Annotated in this window: 15 protein-coding genes; 7 read left to right on the forward strand and 8 right to left on the reverse strand. The window is 70.7% G+C overall.

Annotated elements, in window-relative coordinates:
* The first annotated feature begins 19 nt into the window (after positions 1-19).
* Positions 20-2,827 (forward strand): pullulanase-type alpha-1,6-glucosidase, encoded by a 2,808-nt coding sequence (gene pulA, locus ACFOY2_RS08440; protein WP_379527368.1) that lies wholly within the window; start codon positions 20-22, stop codon positions 2,825-2,827.
* Positions 2,828-3,042: 215 nt separating this feature from the next.
* Positions 3,043-3,705 (forward strand): hypothetical protein, encoded by a 663-nt coding sequence (locus ACFOY2_RS08445; RefSeq protein WP_379527369.1) that lies wholly within the window; start codon positions 3,043-3,045, stop codon positions 3,703-3,705.
* A gap of 43 nt (positions 3,706-3,748) precedes the next feature.
* On the opposite strand, the gene ACFOY2_RS08450 is transcribed toward ACFOY2_RS08445, so the two are convergent.
* On the reverse strand, positions 3,749-4,399 hold the full coding sequence (locus ACFOY2_RS08450; protein WP_379527370.1) for a Uma2 family endonuclease: 651 nt from the start codon (positions 4,397-4,399) through the stop codon (positions 3,749-3,751).
* 223 nt (positions 4,400-4,622) lie between these two features.
* On the opposite strand from ACFOY2_RS08450, the gene ACFOY2_RS08455 reads away from it, so the two are divergent.
* Positions 4,623-5,345, forward strand: coding sequence for a VIT1/CCC1 transporter family protein (locus ACFOY2_RS08455; RefSeq protein WP_379527371.1), 723 nt, complete (start codon positions 4,623-4,625; stop codon positions 5,343-5,345).
* A gap of 110 nt (positions 5,346-5,455) precedes the next feature.
* Here ACFOY2_RS08455 and ACFOY2_RS08460 read toward each other — a convergent pair whose 3' ends face one another.
* The 4 genes from ACFOY2_RS08460 to ACFOY2_RS08475 all read right to left on the reverse strand — a co-directional run bounded on the left by ACFOY2_RS08460 (position 5,456) and on the right by ACFOY2_RS08475 (position 10,873).
* The gene (locus ACFOY2_RS08460; RefSeq protein ID WP_357809264.1) at positions 5,456-5,791 is read right to left on the reverse strand and encodes a spore germination protein GerW family protein; all 336 of its coding nucleotides are present in this window, start codon (positions 5,789-5,791) and stop codon (positions 5,456-5,458) included.
* A gap of 246 nt (positions 5,792-6,037) precedes the next feature.
* Positions 6,038-7,426 carry a glucose-6-phosphate dehydrogenase gene (gene zwf, locus ACFOY2_RS08465; protein ID WP_379527372.1) on the reverse strand — a complete coding sequence of 463 codons (1,389 nt, stop codon included), beginning with the start codon at positions 7,424-7,426 and terminating at the stop codon, positions 6,038-6,040.
* 1 nt (position 7,427) lies between these two features.
* On the reverse strand, positions 7,428-9,059 hold the full coding sequence (gene pgi / locus ACFOY2_RS08470; RefSeq protein WP_379527373.1) for a glucose-6-phosphate isomerase: 1,632 nt from the start codon (positions 9,057-9,059) through the stop codon (positions 7,428-7,430).
* A gap of 107 nt (positions 9,060-9,166) precedes the next feature.
* Complete coding sequence (locus ACFOY2_RS08475) at positions 9,167-10,873, reverse strand: IlvD/Edd family dehydratase (protein ID WP_379527374.1); 1,707 nt, start codon at positions 10,871-10,873, stop codon at positions 9,167-9,169.
* Positions 10,874-10,925: 52 nt separating this feature from the next.
* Here ACFOY2_RS08475 and ACFOY2_RS08480 point away from each other — a divergent pair, with 52 nt between their 5' ends.
* The gene (locus tag ACFOY2_RS08480; RefSeq protein ID WP_379527375.1) at positions 10,926-13,229 is read left to right on the forward strand and encodes a phosphoketolase family protein; all 2,304 of its coding nucleotides are present in this window, start codon (positions 10,926-10,928) and stop codon (positions 13,227-13,229) included.
* Positions 13,205-14,389: an acetate/propionate family kinase gene (locus tag ACFOY2_RS08485; protein ID WP_379527376.1), complete on the forward strand. Its 1,185-nt coding sequence runs from the start codon at positions 13,205-13,207 to the stop codon at positions 14,387-14,389. Before ACFOY2_RS08480 ends, ACFOY2_RS08485 begins: the two co-directional genes overlap by 25 nt.
* Here the strand turns inward: ACFOY2_RS08485 and ACFOY2_RS08490 are convergent, their stop codons facing one another.
* From ACFOY2_RS08490 to ACFOY2_RS08500, 3 genes are all read right to left on the reverse strand, one after another.
* A complete protein-coding gene (locus ACFOY2_RS08490; protein ID WP_379527377.1) occupies positions 14,390-15,445 on the reverse strand; it encodes a PAS domain-containing sensor histidine kinase in 1,056 nt (351 codons plus the stop codon).
* Between the two features lie 45 nt (positions 15,446-15,490).
* On the reverse strand, positions 15,491-15,910 hold the full coding sequence (locus tag ACFOY2_RS08495; RefSeq protein ID WP_379527378.1) for an ATP-binding protein: 420 nt from the start codon (positions 15,908-15,910) through the stop codon (positions 15,491-15,493).
* Positions 15,911-16,004: 94 nt separating this feature from the next.
* Positions 16,005-16,649 (reverse strand): response regulator transcription factor, encoded by a 645-nt coding sequence (locus ACFOY2_RS08500; protein WP_379527379.1) that lies wholly within the window; start codon positions 16,647-16,649, stop codon positions 16,005-16,007.
* A 287-nt stretch (positions 16,650-16,936) separates the two neighbouring features.
* On the opposite strand from ACFOY2_RS08500, the gene ACFOY2_RS08505 reads away from it, so the two are divergent.
* Positions 16,937-17,419: a cation:proton antiporter regulatory subunit gene (locus tag ACFOY2_RS08505; RefSeq protein ID WP_379527380.1), complete on the forward strand. Its 483-nt coding sequence runs from the start codon at positions 16,937-16,939 to the stop codon at positions 17,417-17,419.
* A gap of 7 nt (positions 17,420-17,426) precedes the next feature.
* Positions 17,427-18,587: a cation:proton antiporter gene (locus ACFOY2_RS08510; RefSeq protein WP_357809294.1), complete on the forward strand. Its 1,161-nt coding sequence runs from the start codon at positions 17,427-17,429 to the stop codon at positions 18,585-18,587.
* The last annotated feature ends 10 nt before the right edge of the window (positions 18,588-18,597 follow it).

Genomic DNA, 18,597 nt, shown 5'->3' on the forward strand with positions numbered 1-18,597 from the left:
TCGCTGTGGGGTGAATGGGGTGGTGGCGGCTTCACGGGCGCGCAGACGGGAACGACGACGGCGGGGCCCCTCGCCGAGGGCCGCGTCGAGGGGGACAACGATCCTGAGCAACGACATCAGCAAGAACCAGCACCTGCCGGACGGCCACACGCGGGACGTCTGGGCGACCGACACCCTGGACACCACCATCGCCCCGGGCAGAACCGACGCCTCAAGCGCGGCGGATGCTTCAGACACGGCCACCGACCCGGGCGCGGCCGACGCTCCAGACACGGTCGTCGATCCAGGCGCGGGCGTGGTTGTCGATCCGCTCAGGGCCGAGGCGCACTGGGTGGATCGTGACACCGTGCTCTGGCGTGTCGATCCGTCGTGCGCCCACGTCCTGGCCTTCAGCCCCGAGGGCGGCATCGCCCGCGACGGCAAGGGCGAGCTGATCGGCGACCTGGGCCTCATCCGGCTCACCCCCGGGACGCTGAGCGAGGAGCAGCGGCGCCGGTGGCCGCACCTGGCCGCCTGCACCGCGCTGAAGGTGGACCCGAGCGACGAGGGCCTCGTCCGGCAGGCCCTGCGCGGCCAGGTCGTGGCCGTGGCCGCGGAGCCCGGCGCGCCGCCGGACGTGACGTGCGTGCAGATCCCCGGCGTCCTCGACGACCTGTACGCCGCCAAGGCCGCCCAGGCGGTCCTCGGCCCGGCCGGCGGGAGGTTGTCCCTGTGGGCGCCCACGGCACGGCGGGTCGAGCTCGCGCTCCACGGCCCCGACCGCGCCGTGCACCCGATGCGCCGCGACGACGAGAGCGGCATCTGGTGGCTGCCGTGCCCTCCGTCGTGGCTGGGCCGCGAGTACACCTACCTCGTCACGGTCTACTCCCCGAAGGACGGCGCGGTCGTCACCAACGAGGTCACCGATCCGTACAGTCCGGACGTGACCGCCGACGGCGTCCGCGGCAGGCTCGTCGACCTGGACGATCCGGCGCTGAAGCCGCCGGGCTGGGATACGTTGGCCAAGCCCGCGCCCGTCCCGCAGATGTCGATCTACGAGCTGCACGTACGCGACTTCTCCGCCTCCGACGCGAGCGTGCCCGCCGGGCGGCGCGGCACGTACGCGGCCTTCGACGTGGAGGGTTCGGCCGGGATGCGGGAGCTGCGCGCGCTGGCCGGCGAGGGCCTGACGCACGTGCACCTGCTGCCGGTGTTCGACTTCGCGACCGTCCCCGAGCGGAGGCAGGACAGGACGGAGCCGGACGCCGACGCGCTGGCCGCGCTGCCCGCCGACTCCGACCGGCAGCAGGAGCTCGTCGCGCGCACGGCCGCCGAGGACTCCTTCAACTGGGGGTACGACCCGCTGCACTACACCGTGCCCGAGGGCTCGTACGCCACGGAACCGGACAATCGGATCAGGGAGTTCCGCGGCATGGTCGCCGCGCTCAACCGGACGGGGCTGCGCGTGGTGATGGACGTCGTCTACAACCACACCCACTCCGCCGGCGTGCTCGACCCGATCGTGCCCGGCTACTACCACCGGCGGCTGGAGGACGGGACGCTCGCCACGTCCACCTGCTGCGCCAACACCGCGCCCGAGCACGCCATGATGGGCAAGCTGGTCGTCGACTCGGTGGTCACGTGGGCCAGGCAGTACAAGATCGACGGGTTCCGCTTCGACCTCATGGGCCACCACCCCAAGGCGAACCTGCTCGCCGTCCGCGCGGCCCTCGACCGGATCGACCCCTCGATCATCCTGTACGGCGAGGGCTGGAACTTCGGCGAGGTGGCCGACGACGCCAGGTTCGAGCAGGCCACGCAGGCGAACCTGGCCGGCACCGGCATCGGCACGTTCAGCGACAGGCTGCGCGACGCGGTGCGCGGCGGCAGCACGTTCGACGACGACCCGCGCGTGCAGGGCTTCGGCTCGGGGCTGGCCAGCGCGCCCAACGGCGCCTCGGCCAACGGCACGGCCGAGCAGCGGCGGGACCGGCTGGCGCACGGCACGGACCTGATCATGGTCGGGCTGACCGGGAGCCTGCGCGACTACGTGCTGCCGTCGGGCAGGAAGGGCTCCGAGATCGACTACCACGGCTCCCCCGCGGGGTACACGGCCTCGCCCGGGGAGGCGGTGACGTACGTGGACGCGCATGACAACGAGACGCTGTTCGACGCGCTGGCCTACAAACTCCCGCAAAGCACGCCGATGGCCGACCGGGTGCGCATGCAGGTGTTGTCGCTGGCCACGGTGCTGCTGGGGCAGGGGGCGGCGTTCGTCCACGCGGGCAGCGAACGGTTGCGCTCGAAGTCCCTCGACCGTAACTCCTACGACTCCGGCGACTGGTTCAACCGGCTGCTGTGGGACTGCTCGGCGGGCAACGGCTTCGCCGCAGGCCTGCCGCCGAAGGCGGACAACGAGCCCCGCTGGCCGATCGCCGGGCCGCTACTGGCCGATCCTGCGCTGCGGCCGGACTGTGCGGCGATCAACGCCTGCCGGGCCCGTTTCGGGGAGTTGTTGCGGATCAGGGCGTCGTCGCGGGCGTTCGCGCTGGGGTCGCCGGAGGAGGTGCGGCGGCGGCTGACGTTCCCCGGCTCGCCAGAAGGAGTAATCGTCATGCATGTCGACGTGTCGGGCCTCGACGCGCATTGGACGTCGGTCACGGTCGTCTTCAACGCGACGCCGTCGGCGTGCGCGCAGGCGGTGGAGCCGCTGGCGGGGCGGGCGGTGGCGCTGCATCCCGTACAGGCCGGGTCGGACGACGCGGTGGTGCGGTGCTCCTCGTTCGAGCCGGCCACCGACACGCTGACGGTCCCGGCCCGCACGGTCGCGGTCTTCGTCGCGTCGTGACGACCGCCCTGAGCGAGCGGGACGTCACGCTCGGCAGCTACGGTCGGGTTTTGCCCGCATATTACGGACGCCCAAAACAGGACAGCTGGGGCGGTCTAGGGACGCTCAGGACGAAGAGACCATTATCCCTGGCGTTGCTGGGTACAACAGCGCAGACTGGATAGTCGGCGATCGCGATCGCGTGAAGCAGTATCGCGTGGAGCAGTGGAGCACCCGTGGACAATCACCTTGATCACATGCCGGTCCTGTCCCGTGGCAGACATCGCAACCCGAAACGCGGTGCCTGCTTCATGGAACTGGCCTCCTACCTGGCAGGAGAGCGGTGGAGCGACCATCCGGCCTGCACGCATCCGTTGCTGGCCGCCCTCGCCCGCCTGGTCAACGACAACACCAACGACGAAAGCCGCGCCAAGCTCGTCCACCTCGTGCCGTCCATCATCGGGCTGACCGGCGACGACCTGCGCGTGGACGCCCGGATCGCGCTGCGCTGCGCCACCACGGCACTCCCGGTGGCGGCGGCCGAACGCCAGCTCGCCCTGGCGGTGTCGGTGCTCGCGGCCGAGGAAATGCTGGCCCGGCTCGACGGCGCCCCCTCGGGGCGGCTGAGCGAGCAGAGCCGGCACGCCATGGAGCAGGTGCCGCAGGCGGCCGAACAGGCCAGGCGCTTCAGCCGCGCGGCCCGGATCACGGAGAAGGGCTTCCGCCGCTACGCCGCCCCGAACGCGGTGCAACTGTCGGTGGTGGGCATCGTCCAGGCCTGCATCCCCGACCCGGACGCGCTGCTGCGGCGGCTTCTGGCGGAGGCGATCGCCGACTGCGACGCCCTGCTCCGTGACCCGAAAACCGACTCCACCGTCACGGCGCCGGTACACGCCTGAACAAGGCGACGTCCCCTGCGGGATCGCAGGGGACGTTCCGGTTTCAGCATTTACGACGACCTGCCAGCAGGGCGGGGTCGAAGGAGACCTTAAACGGCTCAGAGAGGGTCAGATTCTCTCCTGCGCTGGCCACGGAGACACGAATGTAGCCCGCCTTCCCCAGGTGGAAAACCTCCACCGTGGGCGCGTCGTCTCCTTCAAGTTCGACGCGGATGAAGACAGGGATGCCCGCTGCAGCGTACTTCGGCGGTTTGATCTTGTAATCGCGCTTCCAATTGCCGATGCCCGGGCTGACGATCTCCGCCACCGCCACGACGTCAGGGAATGCCAGATCCGGGATGCCCGCGAGCATCGCCTCCGCATCGGCGATCACAATGTCGGGGATGAGACCGTCCTCCCCCACCACAATCCCCACCGCTTCCGCCACCTCAAGATGGTCCGGCGCGGCAGCAACGAGCAAACGCACCAGCCGTGATGCGCAAATGGCGTGATTGGTAGCAGGAACGCCGTGCACCACGAAACTCCCGTCGATCAACTCGATGCGCTCCCCGGTCTGGGGCAACTTGCGCCAGTCATCGACGGTGTAACCGGCGACTCGTTGGGAGCCGGGGAACAGGCGCGCCATGCTGGGAGGCGGGTGTTCGACCAGCCATGCCTCGGTTGGCAGTGCACTCATTTCCTCGTCACCTTCCATAAGTCGAGTTTCGCACGCATGACCCCACACAGCCATGCGCGTTCGCACGATCACACCGAGTGGCGCGAGCAATATTACCTCGACTTGGCCCACTCCATTGGCTCTCCGTGAAGAATCATGCACGTTCTGTTAGTTTCGCAGGTCAGGCAAGCCTCTCCTTCGTTGCGGATCACCGGACGGATGCGTAAATTTTCTGACAAGTGATCCATAAGTGGAGGAATTCATGACCATCGAGCTCTCTCGGCCGTACTCGCCCGAGAAGCATCACAGCCACCGAGACGTGACCGGCGGCTGGTTGCGGCCGGCGGTGTTCGGGGCGATGGATGGGCTCGTGTCCAACTTCGCGTTGATCGCTGGAGTCGTGGGGGCGGCGGGCGCCGGGCAGGGGGCGGTGCTGGCGGGGTTCGCGGGGCTGGTGGCCGGTGCGTGTTCCATGGCCGCCGGCGAGTACACCTCGGTGAAGTCCCAGACCGAGCTGATGCGGGCCGAGATCGCCGTGGAGCGGCGGGAGCTGGCTCGCAACCCGGAGGGCGAACGGGCGGAGCTGGCGGCGCTCTACCGGGAGCGGGGCCTTGACGCCGACCTGGCGCGAAAGGTCGCCGAAGGGCTGTCGAGCGACCCCGAACAGGCGCTGCGGGTGCACGTGCGCGAGGAACTCGGCGTCGACCTCGACGACCTGCCCTCGCCTCGCCTGGCCGCCGTCTCGTCGTTCTGCGCCTTCGCGGCCGGGGCGACGGTGCCGCTGGTGCCGTTCCTGTTCGGGGCGTCCGGGCTGGTGGTCGCCGTGGTGGTGAGCATGCTGGCGCTGTTCGGGTTCGGGGCCGTGGTGGCCGTGATGACGGCCCGGCCGTGGTGGCTGGGCGGCCTGCGCCAACTCGCCCTCGGCGTCGGCGCCGCCACCGTCACCTTCGGCCTGGGCCACCTCCTCGGCGTCACCGTCTCATAGCGTTGCCGGGCCGCGACGCGCGACCTCGCCACGACGAGCCAGTCAGTCCAATAGGCCGCCCCGACCAAGCCGGCGCGGCGATGTCGTGCCCGCGCCCAGAGACAGCCGGCTCAGCGCTTGCGGCCGCGTTTCTTGAAGATGGTGCGCAGCGTCAGCAGCAGCACCACGGCCACGATCTGGCCGCCGATGACGATGCGGTTGACGTCGATGGCGGGCCGCCACTGCGCGTCACCGTCCTTGATCACGTAGACGCCCGCCGGTGCGGCCGAGAACCCGAATCCGCCGCCCGAGCCGCCGCCCTCTTCGCCCTTCTCGCCCGCCTTCGTACCCTGGCCTCCCCCGCCCCCTTGGGCGATCCTGGCCACGGGGACCACGATGACGTCGCCCTGCTGAATCGGCTCACCGAAAACGCGCTTCACGGCGGCGACGTCCTTCGACCGTTCCATCAGTTCCATGATGTCCATCCCCCATCGTTACCCTCGTTCGCCTACCTGACCACCCCATCGACCCCTCGCGGAAAGACGCGCCGACTGCGGCCGGGCGGCAAAGGCAACGACCGACCCCGGCCGGACCCGCCACCGTCCCGCCCGGATGGCCCTGAGGGATCTCGGGAAGTGGCCCCGGCCCAGGAAACGGACAGCGGAGCGCGCATCATCCGGAAACGGCAGCGGTCTCGGAAGTGGCCGAGCGGGTCAGTCGAACGTGGTCGAGATCTCGTGCCATCCGCCCGGCGGAATCTCCGCCGCCGGTTCGGGCCCCCAGGAGCCCTCCTCGTACGGCAGCGGCCGCTCGGGCAGGTCGAGCACCGGCTGCACGATCCGCCACGACTCTTCCACGAGGTCGAACCTGGCGAACCTGCGTGGGTCGCCGGTGATGGCGTCGGCCAGGATGCGTTCGTAGGCGGCCTCCATCGGCCCGAGCACCTTGGTGAAGTCGACGCTGACGGGCACGGGACGGGTCTGCTGCCGGCCCGGCTCCTTGGCCAGCAGGTCGAAGGTGACCCCGGCGTCGGGCTGCAGCCGGAACCGGATGAGGTTGGGGCCGGGCGGCGACCCGTGCTCGCCGCCGAACATCGTCACCGGCGGCCTGCGCAGCTCGGCGACGACCTCCAGGTCGGTGGTGGGCAGCGCCTTGCCGGAGCGGATGCACCAGGGCACGCCCGCCCAGCGCCAGTTGTCGATGTAGGCGCGCAGCGCGACGTAGGTCTCGGTCGTGGAAGCGGGGCGGACGCCGTCGGTGTCGAGGTAGCCGGTGTACTGGCCGCGTACGACGTCGGCCGGGTCGATGGGCTGGACGGCCCGCAGCACCCGCCACTTCTCGTCGAGCTGGGCGCGGGCGTCCCTGGAGGGCGGCGCGTCCATGGCGAGGATGGCGAGCAGTTGCAGCAGGTGGTTCTGGACGACGTCGCGGATGGTGCCGTTGGCGTCGTAGAAGGCGCCCCGGTCGCGGACGTCGAAGTCTTCGGCCATGGTGATCTGGACGCTGCGGACGTGGTTGCGGTTCCAGATGGGTTCGAGCAGCGTGTTGGCGAAGCGGAACACCATGAGGTCCTCGACCGGCTCCTTGCCCAGGAAGTGGTCGACCCGCCGCAGGTGGTCTTCGTCGAAGCATTTGAGCAGTTCGGCGTTGAGCTCGCGGGCCGAGGCGAGATCGTGCCCGAACGGCTTTTCGACGACGAGCCGGGCGTCGTGGTTGAGCCCGGCCCGGGCCAGCCCTTCGGCGACCACGGCGAACAGCGCGGGCGGGACCGCAAGATAGTGGACGAGGAAGCCCTTGCCCGCCGTCTCCGCCTTGAGCCTGGCGAAGGTGCCGGGGTCGCGGTAGTCGCCGGCGACCAGGCGCAGGTTGCCCGCCAGTTTCTCGAACGCCGCGTCCTGGACGCCGCCGCAGGCCTCGCGGGCGTACTCGCGCAGCCCGTCGAGGTCCATGTCGGTCTTGGCCACGCCGATGATCGGCAGGTCGAGCCGGCTATTGGCGGTCAGGTGGTAGAGGGCGGGCAGGACCATCTTGCGCGCGAGGTCGCCGGTGATGCCGAACAGGACGAGCGCCCCGGCCCGCGCGGCGTCGGCGGCGGGCCCCATCTCAGACTCGCCTTCCGCGCAGCTCGCGGTATCTGCGCACGAGTTGCCCTGTCGAGGCGTCGGGGAACTCGGCCGGCGGCTCGTCGGAGGTGAGCGCGGGCGCCAGGTCGAGCGCCATCTTCTTGCCCAGCTCGACACCCCACTGGTCGAAGGAGTCGATGCCCCAGATCGTGCCCTCGACGAAGACGATGTGCTCGTAGAGGGCGACGAGCTGACCGAGCGTGGACGGGGTCAGCTTGGGGGCGAGGATCGTGGAGGTGGGCCGGTTGCCGGGCATCACCTTGTGGGGCACGATCTCCGGCGGCGTGCCCTCGGCGGCGATCTCTTGCGCGGTCTTGCCGAACGCCAGCGCGGAGGTCTGGGCCAGCAGGTTGGCGACGAGCTGGTCGTGCATGCCCTCGCGGTCTTCGTGGGGCTCGGCGAAGCCGATGAAGTCGGCGGGCACGAGCCGGGTGCCCTGGTGGAGGAGCTGGTAGAAGGCGTGCTGGCCGTTGGTGCCCGGCTCGCCCCAGAAGATCTCGCCGGTGCCGGCGGTGACGGGGGCGCCGTCGGCGCGCACGGACTTGCCGTTGGACTCCATCGTGAGCTGCTGGAGGTAGGCGGGGAAGCGGTGCAGCCGCTGGCTGTAGGGCAGCACGGCGCGGGTCTCGGCGTGGAAGAAGTCGTTGTACCAGATGCCGAGCAGTCCCATCAGGACGGGCATGTTGGCCTCGAACGGGGCGGTGCGGAAGTGCTCGTCGACGGTGTGGAAGCCGGCGAGCATCTCGCGGAACCGCGCGGGCCCGATCGCGATCATCAGGGACAGGCCGATGGCGCCGTCGTAGGAGTAGCGCCCGCCGACCCAGTCCCAGAAGCCGAACATGTTGTCGGTGTCGATGCCGAACTCGGCGACCTTGGCGGCGTTGGTGGAGACGGCCACGAAGTGCTTGGAGACGGCGTCCTCGCCGAGCGCGTCGACGAGCCAGCGGCGGGCGACCCTGGCGTTGGTGAGTGTCTCCAGCGTGGTGAAGGTCTTGGAGCTGACCACGAACAGCGTGGTCGCGGGGTCGAGGCCGGCGAGGTTGCCGGTGATGTCGGCGGGGTCGATGTTGGAGACGAACCTGGCGGTGATGCCCGCGTCGGCGTAGTCGCGCAGCGCCTCGTAGGCCATGGCGGGGCCGAGGTCGGAGCCGCCGATGCCGATGTTGACGACGGTCTCGATGGGTTCGCCCGTGGCGCCCTTCCACTCTTTCGACCTGACGCGGTCGGCGAAGGCGCTCATCTCGGCCAGCACGGCGTGCACGTCGCGCACGACATGTTGCCCGTCGACGACCAGCTCGGCGTCTTCTGGCATGCGCAGCGCCACGTGGAGCACGGCTCGGTCCTCGCTGACGTTGATGTGCTCGCCGCCGAACATGGCGGCGATCGCCTCGCTCAGCCCGGCCCGCTCGGCCAGGGCCACCAGCAGGTCGATCGTCTCCCGCGTGGCGCGGTGCTTGGAGTAGTCGAGGTAGAGGTCGCCCGCGGTCACGGTCATGCGGCCGGCCCGGCCGGGATCGTCGGCGAACAGCTCGCGCAGGTGCCTGCCCGCCAGCTTCTCGTGGTGTTTGTCCAGGGCCGCCCACTCCTGGCTCTGGCTGATGTCGCCGCTCACGTTCTGCCTCCTCTGATCGCCAAGCCGATCAAGCCGTTCCCATCGTCGTGTAACCGCATACCCGCCGCGGTCGATTCCGCGCACGGCGCAGCGCGCTCTTTGAGGGCTCAGTGGGATTCGCGGCCCACGTGGTCGCCGCCTGAGCCGATGAGGAAGTCGAGGTCGGCGCCTCGGTCGGCCTGGGTGACGTGCTCGACGTAGAGGCGCTCCCAGCCGCGCGCGGGCCGGGCGTGCCCGTTCACGACCGGCTCCCTGGCGGCCAGGTCCGCGGCGGGGACGTCCACGTCGATCCGGCGCGCGGGCACGTCGAGGACGATCGGGTCGCCGGTGCGCACCCTGGCCAGCGGCCCGCCGGCGGCCGCCTCGGGCGCGGTGTGCAGCACGACCGTGCCGTAGGCGGTGCCGCTCATGCGGGCGTCGCTGACGCGGACCATGTCGCGTACGCCCTTGGCCAGCAGCTTGCTCGGCAGTGGCAGGTTGGCGACCTCGGGCATCCCCGGGTAGCCCTTGGGGCCGCAGCCGCGCAGCACCAGCACCGACGTCTCGTCCACGTCCAGGTCCGGCGAGTCGAGGCGGGCGTAGACGTCCTCGACGCTGTCGAAGACGACGGCCCTGCCTCGGTGGCGCAGCAGTTCGGGCGAGGCGGCGGCGGGTTTGATCACCGCGCCGCCCGGCGCGAGGTTGCCGCGCAGGACGGCGATGCCGGCGTCGGGCAGCAGCGGGTCGGCACGCCGCCTGATGACGCTCTCGTCCCAGATCTCGGCCCCGGCCAGGTGCTCGACGAGCGGCCGGCCGGTGACGGCGATCGCCTCCGGGTCGAGCAGGTCTTCGACCTCCTTCAGCACGGCGGCAAGGCCGCCGGCCCTGAACAGGTCGTCCATCAAGTGCTTGCCGGCCGGTTGGAGGTCGACGAGCAGCGGCACGCCCGCGCCGGTGCGGTCGAAGTCGTCGAGGGTCAGGTCCACGCCGAGCCGGCCGGCGATGGCCAGCAGGTGGACGACGGCGTTGGTGGAGCCGCCGACGGCGGCCAGCGTGACGATGGCGTTGAGGAAGGAGCCCCTGGTCATCACCTGGCTCGGCCTGCGGCCCGCTTTGACGAGGTCGACGGCGAGCCGGCCGCTGTCGTGGGAGCGTTCGAGCAGGCGGCTGTCGGGGGCCGGGGTGCCCGCGGTGCCGGGCAGTGTCATGCCGAGCGCCTCGGCCATGCAGGCCATGGTGGAGGCGGTGCCCATGGTGTTGCAGTGACCGCGGCTGCGGATCATGGACGATTCTGACTGCAGGAACGCCTCGCGGGACAGGGTGCCCGCGCGTACCTCCTCGCTGAGCCGCCACACGTCGGTGCCGCAGCCGAGCGGGGCGCCGCGGAAGTGGCCGGTGAGCATGGGGCCGCCGGGCACGACGAGGGCGGGCAGGTCCACGGAGGCGGCGGCCATGAGTAACGAGGGGATGGTCTTGTCGCAGCCGCCGAGCAGCACCACGCCGTCGATGGGGTTGGCGCGCAGCATCTCTTCTGTAGCCATGGCGGCCAGGTTGCGCCAGAGCATGGCGGTCGGGCGCACGTTGGTCTCGCCGAGTGAGACGACGGGCAGGTTGAGCGGCACGCCGCCGGCTTCCCAGACGCCGTTCATGACGCTCTGGGCCACCTCGTTCAGGTGGGAGTTGCAGGGGGTGAGGTCGGAGGCGGTGTTGGCGATCGCGATGTGCGGTTTGCCGCCCTCGAACGCCTCGCGCGGCAGCCCGCGCCGCATCCAGGCCCGGTGAATGTAGGAGTTGCGGTCATTTCCCGAATACCAGCGCGAACTCCTGAGCTCCATATTGGTCACCTTATCGGGGGTTCAGGGCGGTCTGTGGAGGAATCAGCAGGGCATGGACCACATTGACGCCTACTGGCGAGCGGCCAACTACCTGTCCGTCGGGCAGATCTACCTGCTGGACAACCCGCTGCTCACCGAGTCGCTGCGGCCCGAGCACATCAAGCCGCGGCTGCTCGGCCACTGGGGCACGACGCCCGGCCTGAACTTCTGCTTCGCGCACCTCAACCGGGTGATCAAGGAGCGCGACCAGGACATGATCTACATCATGGGCCCCGGTCACGGCGGCCCGGCGGCCGTGGCGCACGCCTGGCTGGAGGGGACGTACTCCGAGCGCTATCCGAACGTCTCGCAGGACGCGCAGGGCATGCGGCAGCTCTTCCGCCAGTTCTCCTTCCCCGGCGGGATCCCGAGCCACGCCGCGCCGCAGACGCCTGGATCGATCCACGAGGGCGGCGAGCTGGGGTACTCGCTCGCGCACGCCTACGGGGCCGCGTTCGACAACCCGGACCTGGTCGTGGCGTGCGTCGTCGGCGACGGCGAGGCCGAGACAGGCCCGCTGGCCGCGAGCTGGCACTCCAACAAGTTCCTCGACCGCCGCCGAGACGGGATCGTGCTGCCGATCCTGCACCTGAACGGCTACAAGATCGCAAACCCGACGGTCCTGGCCCGCATCCCCGAGGCCGACCTGCTGGGGCTCATGGAGGGGTACGGCTACCGCCCCCACCTGGTGGGCCCCGACCACGGGGAGATGGCGGGCACGCTGGACACCGCCTTCGAGGAGATGGCCGCCTACAAGGCGGGCGACGCCGACCGGCTGCCGATGATCATCCTGCGGACGCCGAAGGGCTGGACGGGGCCGCGCGAGGTCGACGGCAAGCCGGTCGAGGGCACGTGGCGCTCGCACCAGGTGCCGCTGGCCCAGGTGCGCGAGAACCCGTCGCATCTGGCCCAGTTGGAGGAGTGGATGCGCTCGTACCGGCCGGAGGAGCTCTTCGACGGCGACGGACGGCCGATCGGCGACATCCTGCGGACGGTGCCGCCCGGCCCGCGCAGGATGAGCGCCAACCCGCACGCCAACGGCGGCGAGCTGCTGGCGCCGCTGCGGCTGCCGGACTTCCGCAGGCTCGCGGTCGAGGTCAAGCTGCCGGCCGAGCAGTCGAGCGAGCCCACCCGGGTGCTCGGCGCGTTCCTGCGGGACGTGATCGCCGCCAATCCGCGCACCTTCCGGCTGATGGGGCCGGACGAGACCGCCTCGAACCGGTTGTCGGCGGTGTTCGAGGCCACCGACAGGGCGTGGAACGCCGAGGTGCTGCCGACGGACGAGCACCTGGCCCCCGGCGGGCGGGTGATGGAGGTGCTGAGCGAGCACCTGTGCCAGGGCTGGCTGGAGGGCTACCTGCTGACCGGCAGGCACGGGCTGTTCAACTGCTACGAGGCGTTCATCCACATCGTGGATGCCATGTTCAACCAGCACGCCAAATGGCTGGAGACGTCGCAGAAGATCCCGTGGCGGCGGCCGGTGGCGTCGCTGACGTACCTGCTGTCGTCGCACGTGTGGCGGCAGGACCACAACGGGTTCAGCCACCAGGATCCGGGCTTCCTGGACGTGGTCGTCAACAAGAAGGCGTCGGTGGTGCGGGTGTACCTGCCGCCGGACGCCAACACGCTGCTGTCGGTCGCCGACCACTGCCTGCGCTCGCGCGACTACGTCAACGTGATCGTGGCGGGCAAGCAGCCCGTGCTCGACCTTTTCACCATGGACGAGGCCATCGCGCACAACACGCGCGGCCTCGGCATCCTGCCGTGGGCCTCCACCGACGAGGGGCGCAGGCCCGACGTGGTGCTGGCCTGCGCGGGGGACGTGCCGACGCTGGAGACGCTGGCCGCCGCCTCGATCCTGCGCGAGCACCTGCCCGAGCTGCGGGTCAGGGTCGTGAACGTGGTGGACCTCATGCGGCTGCAGACGCCGACGGAGCATCCGCACGGCATGCCGGACGCCGAGTTCGACACGCTGTTCCCCGTCGGCACACCGGTCATCTTCAACTTCCACGGCTACCCGTCGCTCGTCCACGAGCTCACCTACCGCCGTCACGACCACGACGACATCCACGTGCGCGGCTACAAGGAGGAGGGCACGACGACGACGCCGTTCGACATGTGCATGCTCAACGACATCGACCGCTTCCACCTGGTGCTCGACGTGATCGACCGGGTCCCCGGGCTCGGGGTCTCCCAGGCGCACCTGCGCCAGCGCATGAGCGACGAGCGGCTGCGGGTGCGCGCCTACACCAGGGATCACGGCGAGGACCCCGCGGACATCAGGTCGTGGACATGGCCGGTCGCGTCCTCGTCCTGAACACGGGCTCCTCCTCCATCAAGTACGAGCTCGTCGACGCCGCCACCGGCGACCGGCCGGCCAGGGGCCTGGTGGAGCGCGTCGGCGAGGCGCGCGGGCGGCTGACGCACCACGCCGGGGACGACCCCCCGTACGTGCGGGAGCGGCCGTTCCGCGACCACCGCGAGGGACTGGAGGCGGCGCTGGAGGCGTTCGAGGCCGCGGGACCGGAGCTGAGCCCCGTCGCGGTCGGGCACCGCGTCGTGCACGGCGGCGACCGCTTCACCGGGGCCGTGCTGATCGACGAGGGCGTGATCAGGGCGATCGAGGAGCTGGCGCCGCTGGCGCCGCTGCACAACCCGGTCAACCTCACCGGCATCCGGATCGCGCGGGCGGCCTTTCCCGGGGTGCCGCAGGCGGCCGTGTTCGACACCGCCTTCCAGCTCACGCTGCCGCCGCAGGCCTACACCTACGCGGTGCCCCGCGACTGGCGCGAGCGCCTGGGGGTGCGGCGCTTCGGCTTCCACGGCACCTCCTGCGCCTACGTCTGCCGCCGCGCCGCCGCCCTGCTCGGCCGCGACCTCGCCACGCTCGACCTGATCGTGCTGCACCTGGGCAACGGCGCCAGCGCGACCGCGATCTCGGGCGGGCGCAGCGTCGACACCTCCATGGGCATGTCGCCGCTGGAAGGGCTGGTGATGGGCACGCGCTCCGGTGACGTCGACCCGGCACTGGCGGGCTACCTGGCGCGGGTGGAGGGCATGGACGCCGAGCGGGTGGAGGACGCGCTCAGCCGCCGCAGCGGCCTGCTGGCCCTGACCGGCACGGGCGACATGCGCGAGGTACGCGTGCGCGGCGACAAGGAGGCCCTGCTGGCTCTGGAGATCTACACGCGGCGGATCCGCAAGTACGTCGGCGCCTTCTACGCGCTGCTCGGCCGGTTGGACGCGATCGTCTTCACCGGCGGGGTCGGCGAGCACGACGCCGCCACCCGCGCCGAGTCGCTGGCCGGGCTCGGCCGCCTCGGCATCGTGGTGGATCCGGGACTCAACAGGGCGCGGGCGGACGGCGAGCGGGCGGTGTCGCCGCAGGACGCCGAGGTGGCCGTGCTCGTCATCCCGACGGACGAGGAATGGGAGATCGCCCGCCAGACGCTCGCGCTGGTCGGCGGTGACGGGTGATCAGGGCCGTCCATGCCGGTGGGCCTGCTCGCGCGCCACGGCGGGCACCCAGAACTCCACCGCCGTGCCCGCTCCCGGCTCGCCCCTGATGGCCCACCAGCCGCCCGCCATCTCCACCCGCTCGCGCATCTCGATGAGGCCGAAGTGCCCGGCCTGCTTGTCGTGCCCGTCGTGGGCGGCCAGCCCGACGCCGTCGTCGCGGACGCGCACCTGCACGCCCAGGTTGAGCGAGGCCAACTCGACGGTGACGGTGGCGGCCTTGGCGTGCTTGCGCACGTTCGTCAGGGCCTCCTGGCAGACGCGGAAGACGGTGATCGCGGTCTCGGCGGGCGGCTCGCCGTCGAGGTCGTGCGACAGCTCCCACGCCACGCCGGTCATCATCTGCTCCAGGTAGCCGGTCAGCCCCTCCACCAGCCCGTCGCCGGGTGGGCGGAGCTGGAAGGCGAGATCGCGCAGGCGTACGACGGCGCCGTCCACGGCGGCGTCCAGCCCGCGTACGGCGGCGGCGTGCTCCTCGGGCAGGCTGTCCTCCAGCAGCCGCAGCCGCATCCCGACGGCGATCATGGATTGGATGGTGTCGTCGTGCACGTCGGAGGCGATGCGGCGGCGTTCGCGCTCCTGGGCCTGCACCAGGTGGGCCAGGAGCATGCCGCGCTCGTCCAGCGCCCTGGCCATGCTGCGCCGCTCGGTCAGGTCGCGCGTCACCTTGCCGAAGCCGCGCAGGTCGCCGTGCCCGTCGTACAGGGCGGTGATGACCACGCTGGCCCAGAACCTGGTGCCGTCCTTCCTGACCCGCCAGCCCTCCTCCTCCCAGCGGCCCTCGGCCGCGGCCACCTCCAGCTCCATCGCGGGCTTGCCGGCCGCGACGGCCTCGGGCGGATAGAACACGGAGAAGTGGGTGCCGATGATCTCTTCGGCGGTGTAGCCCTTGATGAGCTGCGCGCCGGCGTTCCAGCTCGCGATCCTGCCGCGGGGGTCGAGCATGAAGATGGCGTAGTCACGGATGCTCTGGACGAGCAGCCTCATGTCCTCGACGGGGCGGTCGTGCTCGGGCATACCGCAGCCTTTCACGCCGGGAGACGATGCCCCAACCCCGGCCCCTCAGGCCTCGAACGGGTAGGCCGGCAGGGGCGCGAGATTGGCCACCAGCTCGCACCACACCACTTTCCCACCTTCGGCGGGCGCGATGCCCCAGTCGGTGGAGAGCATTCGCACCACGTGCAGACCCCAGCCGTTCGCCGGGCCGGGGTCGCGGAGCCTGGGCAGATCGGGGCCGAGGTCGGTGACCTCGATCCGCACCCGGGACGCGCCGCCGCGCACACGCAGCCAGGGCCGGCCGTCACCGTGCACCAACGCGTTGGTGACCAGCTCGGACACCACCAGCAGGACGTCGTCGTAACGGCCGCGGTAACCGCACTCCTCCAGGGCCTGGCGGGTCATGTCGCGTGACGCCGTGATGCTGCCCATCTCTTCTGGCAGATGGGTGTCCACCTGGTGTGACCCCGCCTCCTTACCGCCCACCCCTCTACTTTCGGGGAGATGGACGGCCGATCACGAGAGGCAGCCGCGCCATGCCGCCTGATACAGCTGTGGGAAGCGCACTAGTGCATCCGCATCAGTCCAGCAGGCCCTCCCTGCGCGCGACGGCCACCGCCTCCAGCTTCGAGCGGGCGCCCAGTTTCTCCAGAACGTGCTGAACGTGGTTACGCGCGGTGTTCCTGGCCACGCCGAGGCGTTCGCTGATCTCGTTCGTGCTGGCGCCATCGGCCAGGAGCAGCAGCGTCTCCTGCTCGCGGGCGGTCAGCGCCGTCCCGAGGTGACCCACGCGGCCCGTCAGCCGGTCGAGCACGCCCGGCAGCAGGCCGGGCGCGAACACCACCCTGCCCGCCGCCACCTCCCGCACCGCCGACTCCAGCTCGCCCAGCCGCGACGACTTCACCACCAGCCCCGCGCCTCCGGCCTCCACCACCCTGGCGGCGACGGACGCGGTCGCATCGCCCGTCAGCACCAGCACGCGGGCCTTGGGGGCGGCGGCGGCGAGCCTGCCGATGGCCGCGATGCCGTCACCGTCGGGCAGGCGGCGGTCCAGCACCACCACGTCGGGCTGGCACCTTCCCGTGTCGGCGACGGCGGAGGCGATCGAGCTCGCCTGGGCCACCACGTCGATGCCGTCGGACTGGTCTAACGCCAGGCCGAGAGCCTCCGCGACCATCGCGTGATCTTCCACGAGGACCAGCCGGATGGAGGGGGGAGACGGCATGGTGGGATGTTCCTTCGGTTTCCGTCTGTCGCGCCCGGATTCGCGCGGGCGCGTCACTGGCAGTCTCGCACAACCCCCGCCGCCTGGCCCCAGCCTGTCCACATGCGGCCCCGCCTTTCATCAACAACCGGCACGAAACCCGTCGAGGCGTCGCCGATCCTGCTGTCTCGCCGGGGTGTGACGTGGTCGTCCGGGTGGCGAGCGCCCCTGGTCCAGGCCAGTTCAACAGGGAGCCAAGCGTTGGTAGGGTTGTCCGGAAATATGAGGATCTGAACGGGTGGGGTTAGGTGGAGGTCGAACAAACAGCACTGCCGGGCATCGGGCTGCGACATGATTTCACCACCCGCAAAGGCCAGCGGGTAGGCGTGGTGTCCCACCGTACCGGCCGTCGCGACTTGGTCATCTACGACAAGGAAGACCCGGACGCGGTCTGCCACGTGGTCAAGCTCAACGACGAAGAGGCCGACGCCCTGGCGGAGCTCCTGGGCGCCCCCCGCATCGTCCAGCGGCTCAACCAACTGCACCAGCAGGTCGAAGGACTGGTCAGCGTGCAGCTGCCCATCCCCGACGGCTCCCCGTACGCCGGCAGGCCGATGGGGGACGCGCGCGTGCGCACCCGTACCAGCGCCTCGATCGTGGCCGTGGTGCGCGGCGGGCAGGTGTTCGCCAGCCCGGGCCCCGAGTTCGTCTTCGGCGCCGGTGACGTGGTGGTCGTGGTGGGCAGCGAGGACAGCACCGCAGAGGTCGCCGACATCCTGGCAGACGGGTAGGTCGCGGGTGCACCACACCGCGATCGTCTTCCTTGAGTTCGGCGCTGTCCTTCTGGGTCTTGGAATATTGGGCGCGCTGGCGTTGCGCGCCGGTATCTCCCCCATCCCCCTTTACCTGATCGCCGGCCTGGCGTTCGGAACCGGCGGCGTGCTGCCCCTGGCGACGAGCGAGGAGTTCATCTCGGTCGGCGCGGAGCTGGGCGTCGTGCTGCTCCTGCTGACGCTCGGCCTGGAGTACAACGCCGACGAGCTGGTGACGAGCCTCACGAGCAATGCCCGCGCGGGCATCGTCGACCTGGTGCTCAACGCCGCGCCCGGCGCCATCTGCGCGTTACTGCTGGGCTGGGGCCCCGTGGCGGCCGTGGCCATGGCGGGCGTCACCTACGCCACCTCCTCGGGCATCACCGCCAAGGTGCTGTCCGACCTGGGCTGGGTCGGCAACAGGGAGACGCCGACGGTGCTGTCGCTGCTGGTGTTCGAGGACCTGACGATGGCGGTCTACCTGCCGATCCTGACCACCATGCTGGCCGGGCTGAGCCTGGTCAGCGGGGCGATCGCGGTGGGCATCGCGCTGCTGACGGTGAGCGTGGTGCTGCTGGTGGCGCTGAAGTTCGGACGCTTCATCGAGGCATTCGTCTCCAGCCCGAACTCCGAGGTGCTCCTGCTCAAGGTCGTGGGTCTGGCCCTGCTGGTGGCCGGTCTCGCGCAGCAACTCCAGGTGTCGGCGGCGGTCGGCGCGTTCCTCGTCGGGATCGCGCTGTCCGGCGAGCTGGCCGAGGACGCGCAGGCGCTGCTCGCGCCGCTGCGTGACCTGTTCGCGGCGGTGTTCTTCGTCTTCTTCGGTCTCCAGACCGATCCGGCGAAGATCCTGCCGGTGGCGGGGCTGGCGGCGCTGCTGGCCCTGGTCAGCATGATCACCAAACTCCTCACGGGCGCGTACGCGGCCAGGCGGGCGGGCATCGCCAAGGCCGGTCAGGCGCGGGCGGGCATCGCGCTCATCCCGCGCGGCGAGTTCAACATCGTGATCGCGGGTCTGGCGGTGGGCGCGGGCGCCCATCCCGACCTGGGGGCGCTGGCGGCGGCGTACGTCCTCATCCTGGCGGCCTTCGGGCCGCTGGCGGCCAAGCTGGTGCAACCGCTCATCACGGCCATCGCGAAACGGGCATGAACCGGCCGTC

This window comes from Nonomuraea purpurea, from assembly GCF_042650645.1.
GTDB lineage: Bacteria > Actinomycetota > Actinomycetes > Streptosporangiales > Streptosporangiaceae > Nonomuraea > Nonomuraea purpurea.

Bases quoted from the DNA above. Each gene is read 5' to 3' on its own strand.
- ACFOY2_RS08450 (WP_379527370.1), bottom strand. From the start codon at position 4,399: ATGGAAGGTGACGAGGAAATGAGTGCACTGCCAACCGAGGCATGGCTG.
- ACFOY2_RS08455 (WP_379527371.1), top strand. From the start codon at position 4,623: ATGACCATCGAGCTCTCTCGGCCGTACTCGCCCGAGAAGCATCACAGC.
- ACFOY2_RS08460 (WP_357809264.1), bottom strand. From the start codon at position 5,791: ATGGAACGGTCGAAGGACGTCGCCGCCGTGAAGCGCGTTTTCGGTGAG.
- zwf (WP_379527372.1), bottom strand. From the start codon at position 7,426: ATGGGGCCCGCCGCCGACGCCGCGCGGGCCGGGGCGCTCGTCCTGTTC.
- ACFOY2_RS08475 (WP_379527374.1), bottom strand. From the start codon at position 10,873: ATGGAGCTCAGGAGTTCGCGCTGGTATTCGGGAAATGACCGCAACTCC.
- ACFOY2_RS08480 (WP_379527375.1), top strand. From the start codon at position 10,926: ATGGACCACATTGACGCCTACTGGCGAGCGGCCAACTACCTGTCCGTC.
- ACFOY2_RS08485 (WP_379527376.1), top strand. From the start codon at position 13,205: ATGGCCGGTCGCGTCCTCGTCCTGAACACGGGCTCCTCCTCCATCAAG.
- ACFOY2_RS08490 (WP_379527377.1), bottom strand. From the start codon at position 15,445: ATGCCCGAGCACGACCGCCCCGTCGAGGACATGAGGCTGCTCGTCCAG.
- ACFOY2_RS08500 (WP_379527379.1), bottom strand. From the start codon at position 16,649: ATGCCGTCTCCCCCCTCCATCCGGCTGGTCCTCGTGGAAGATCACGCG.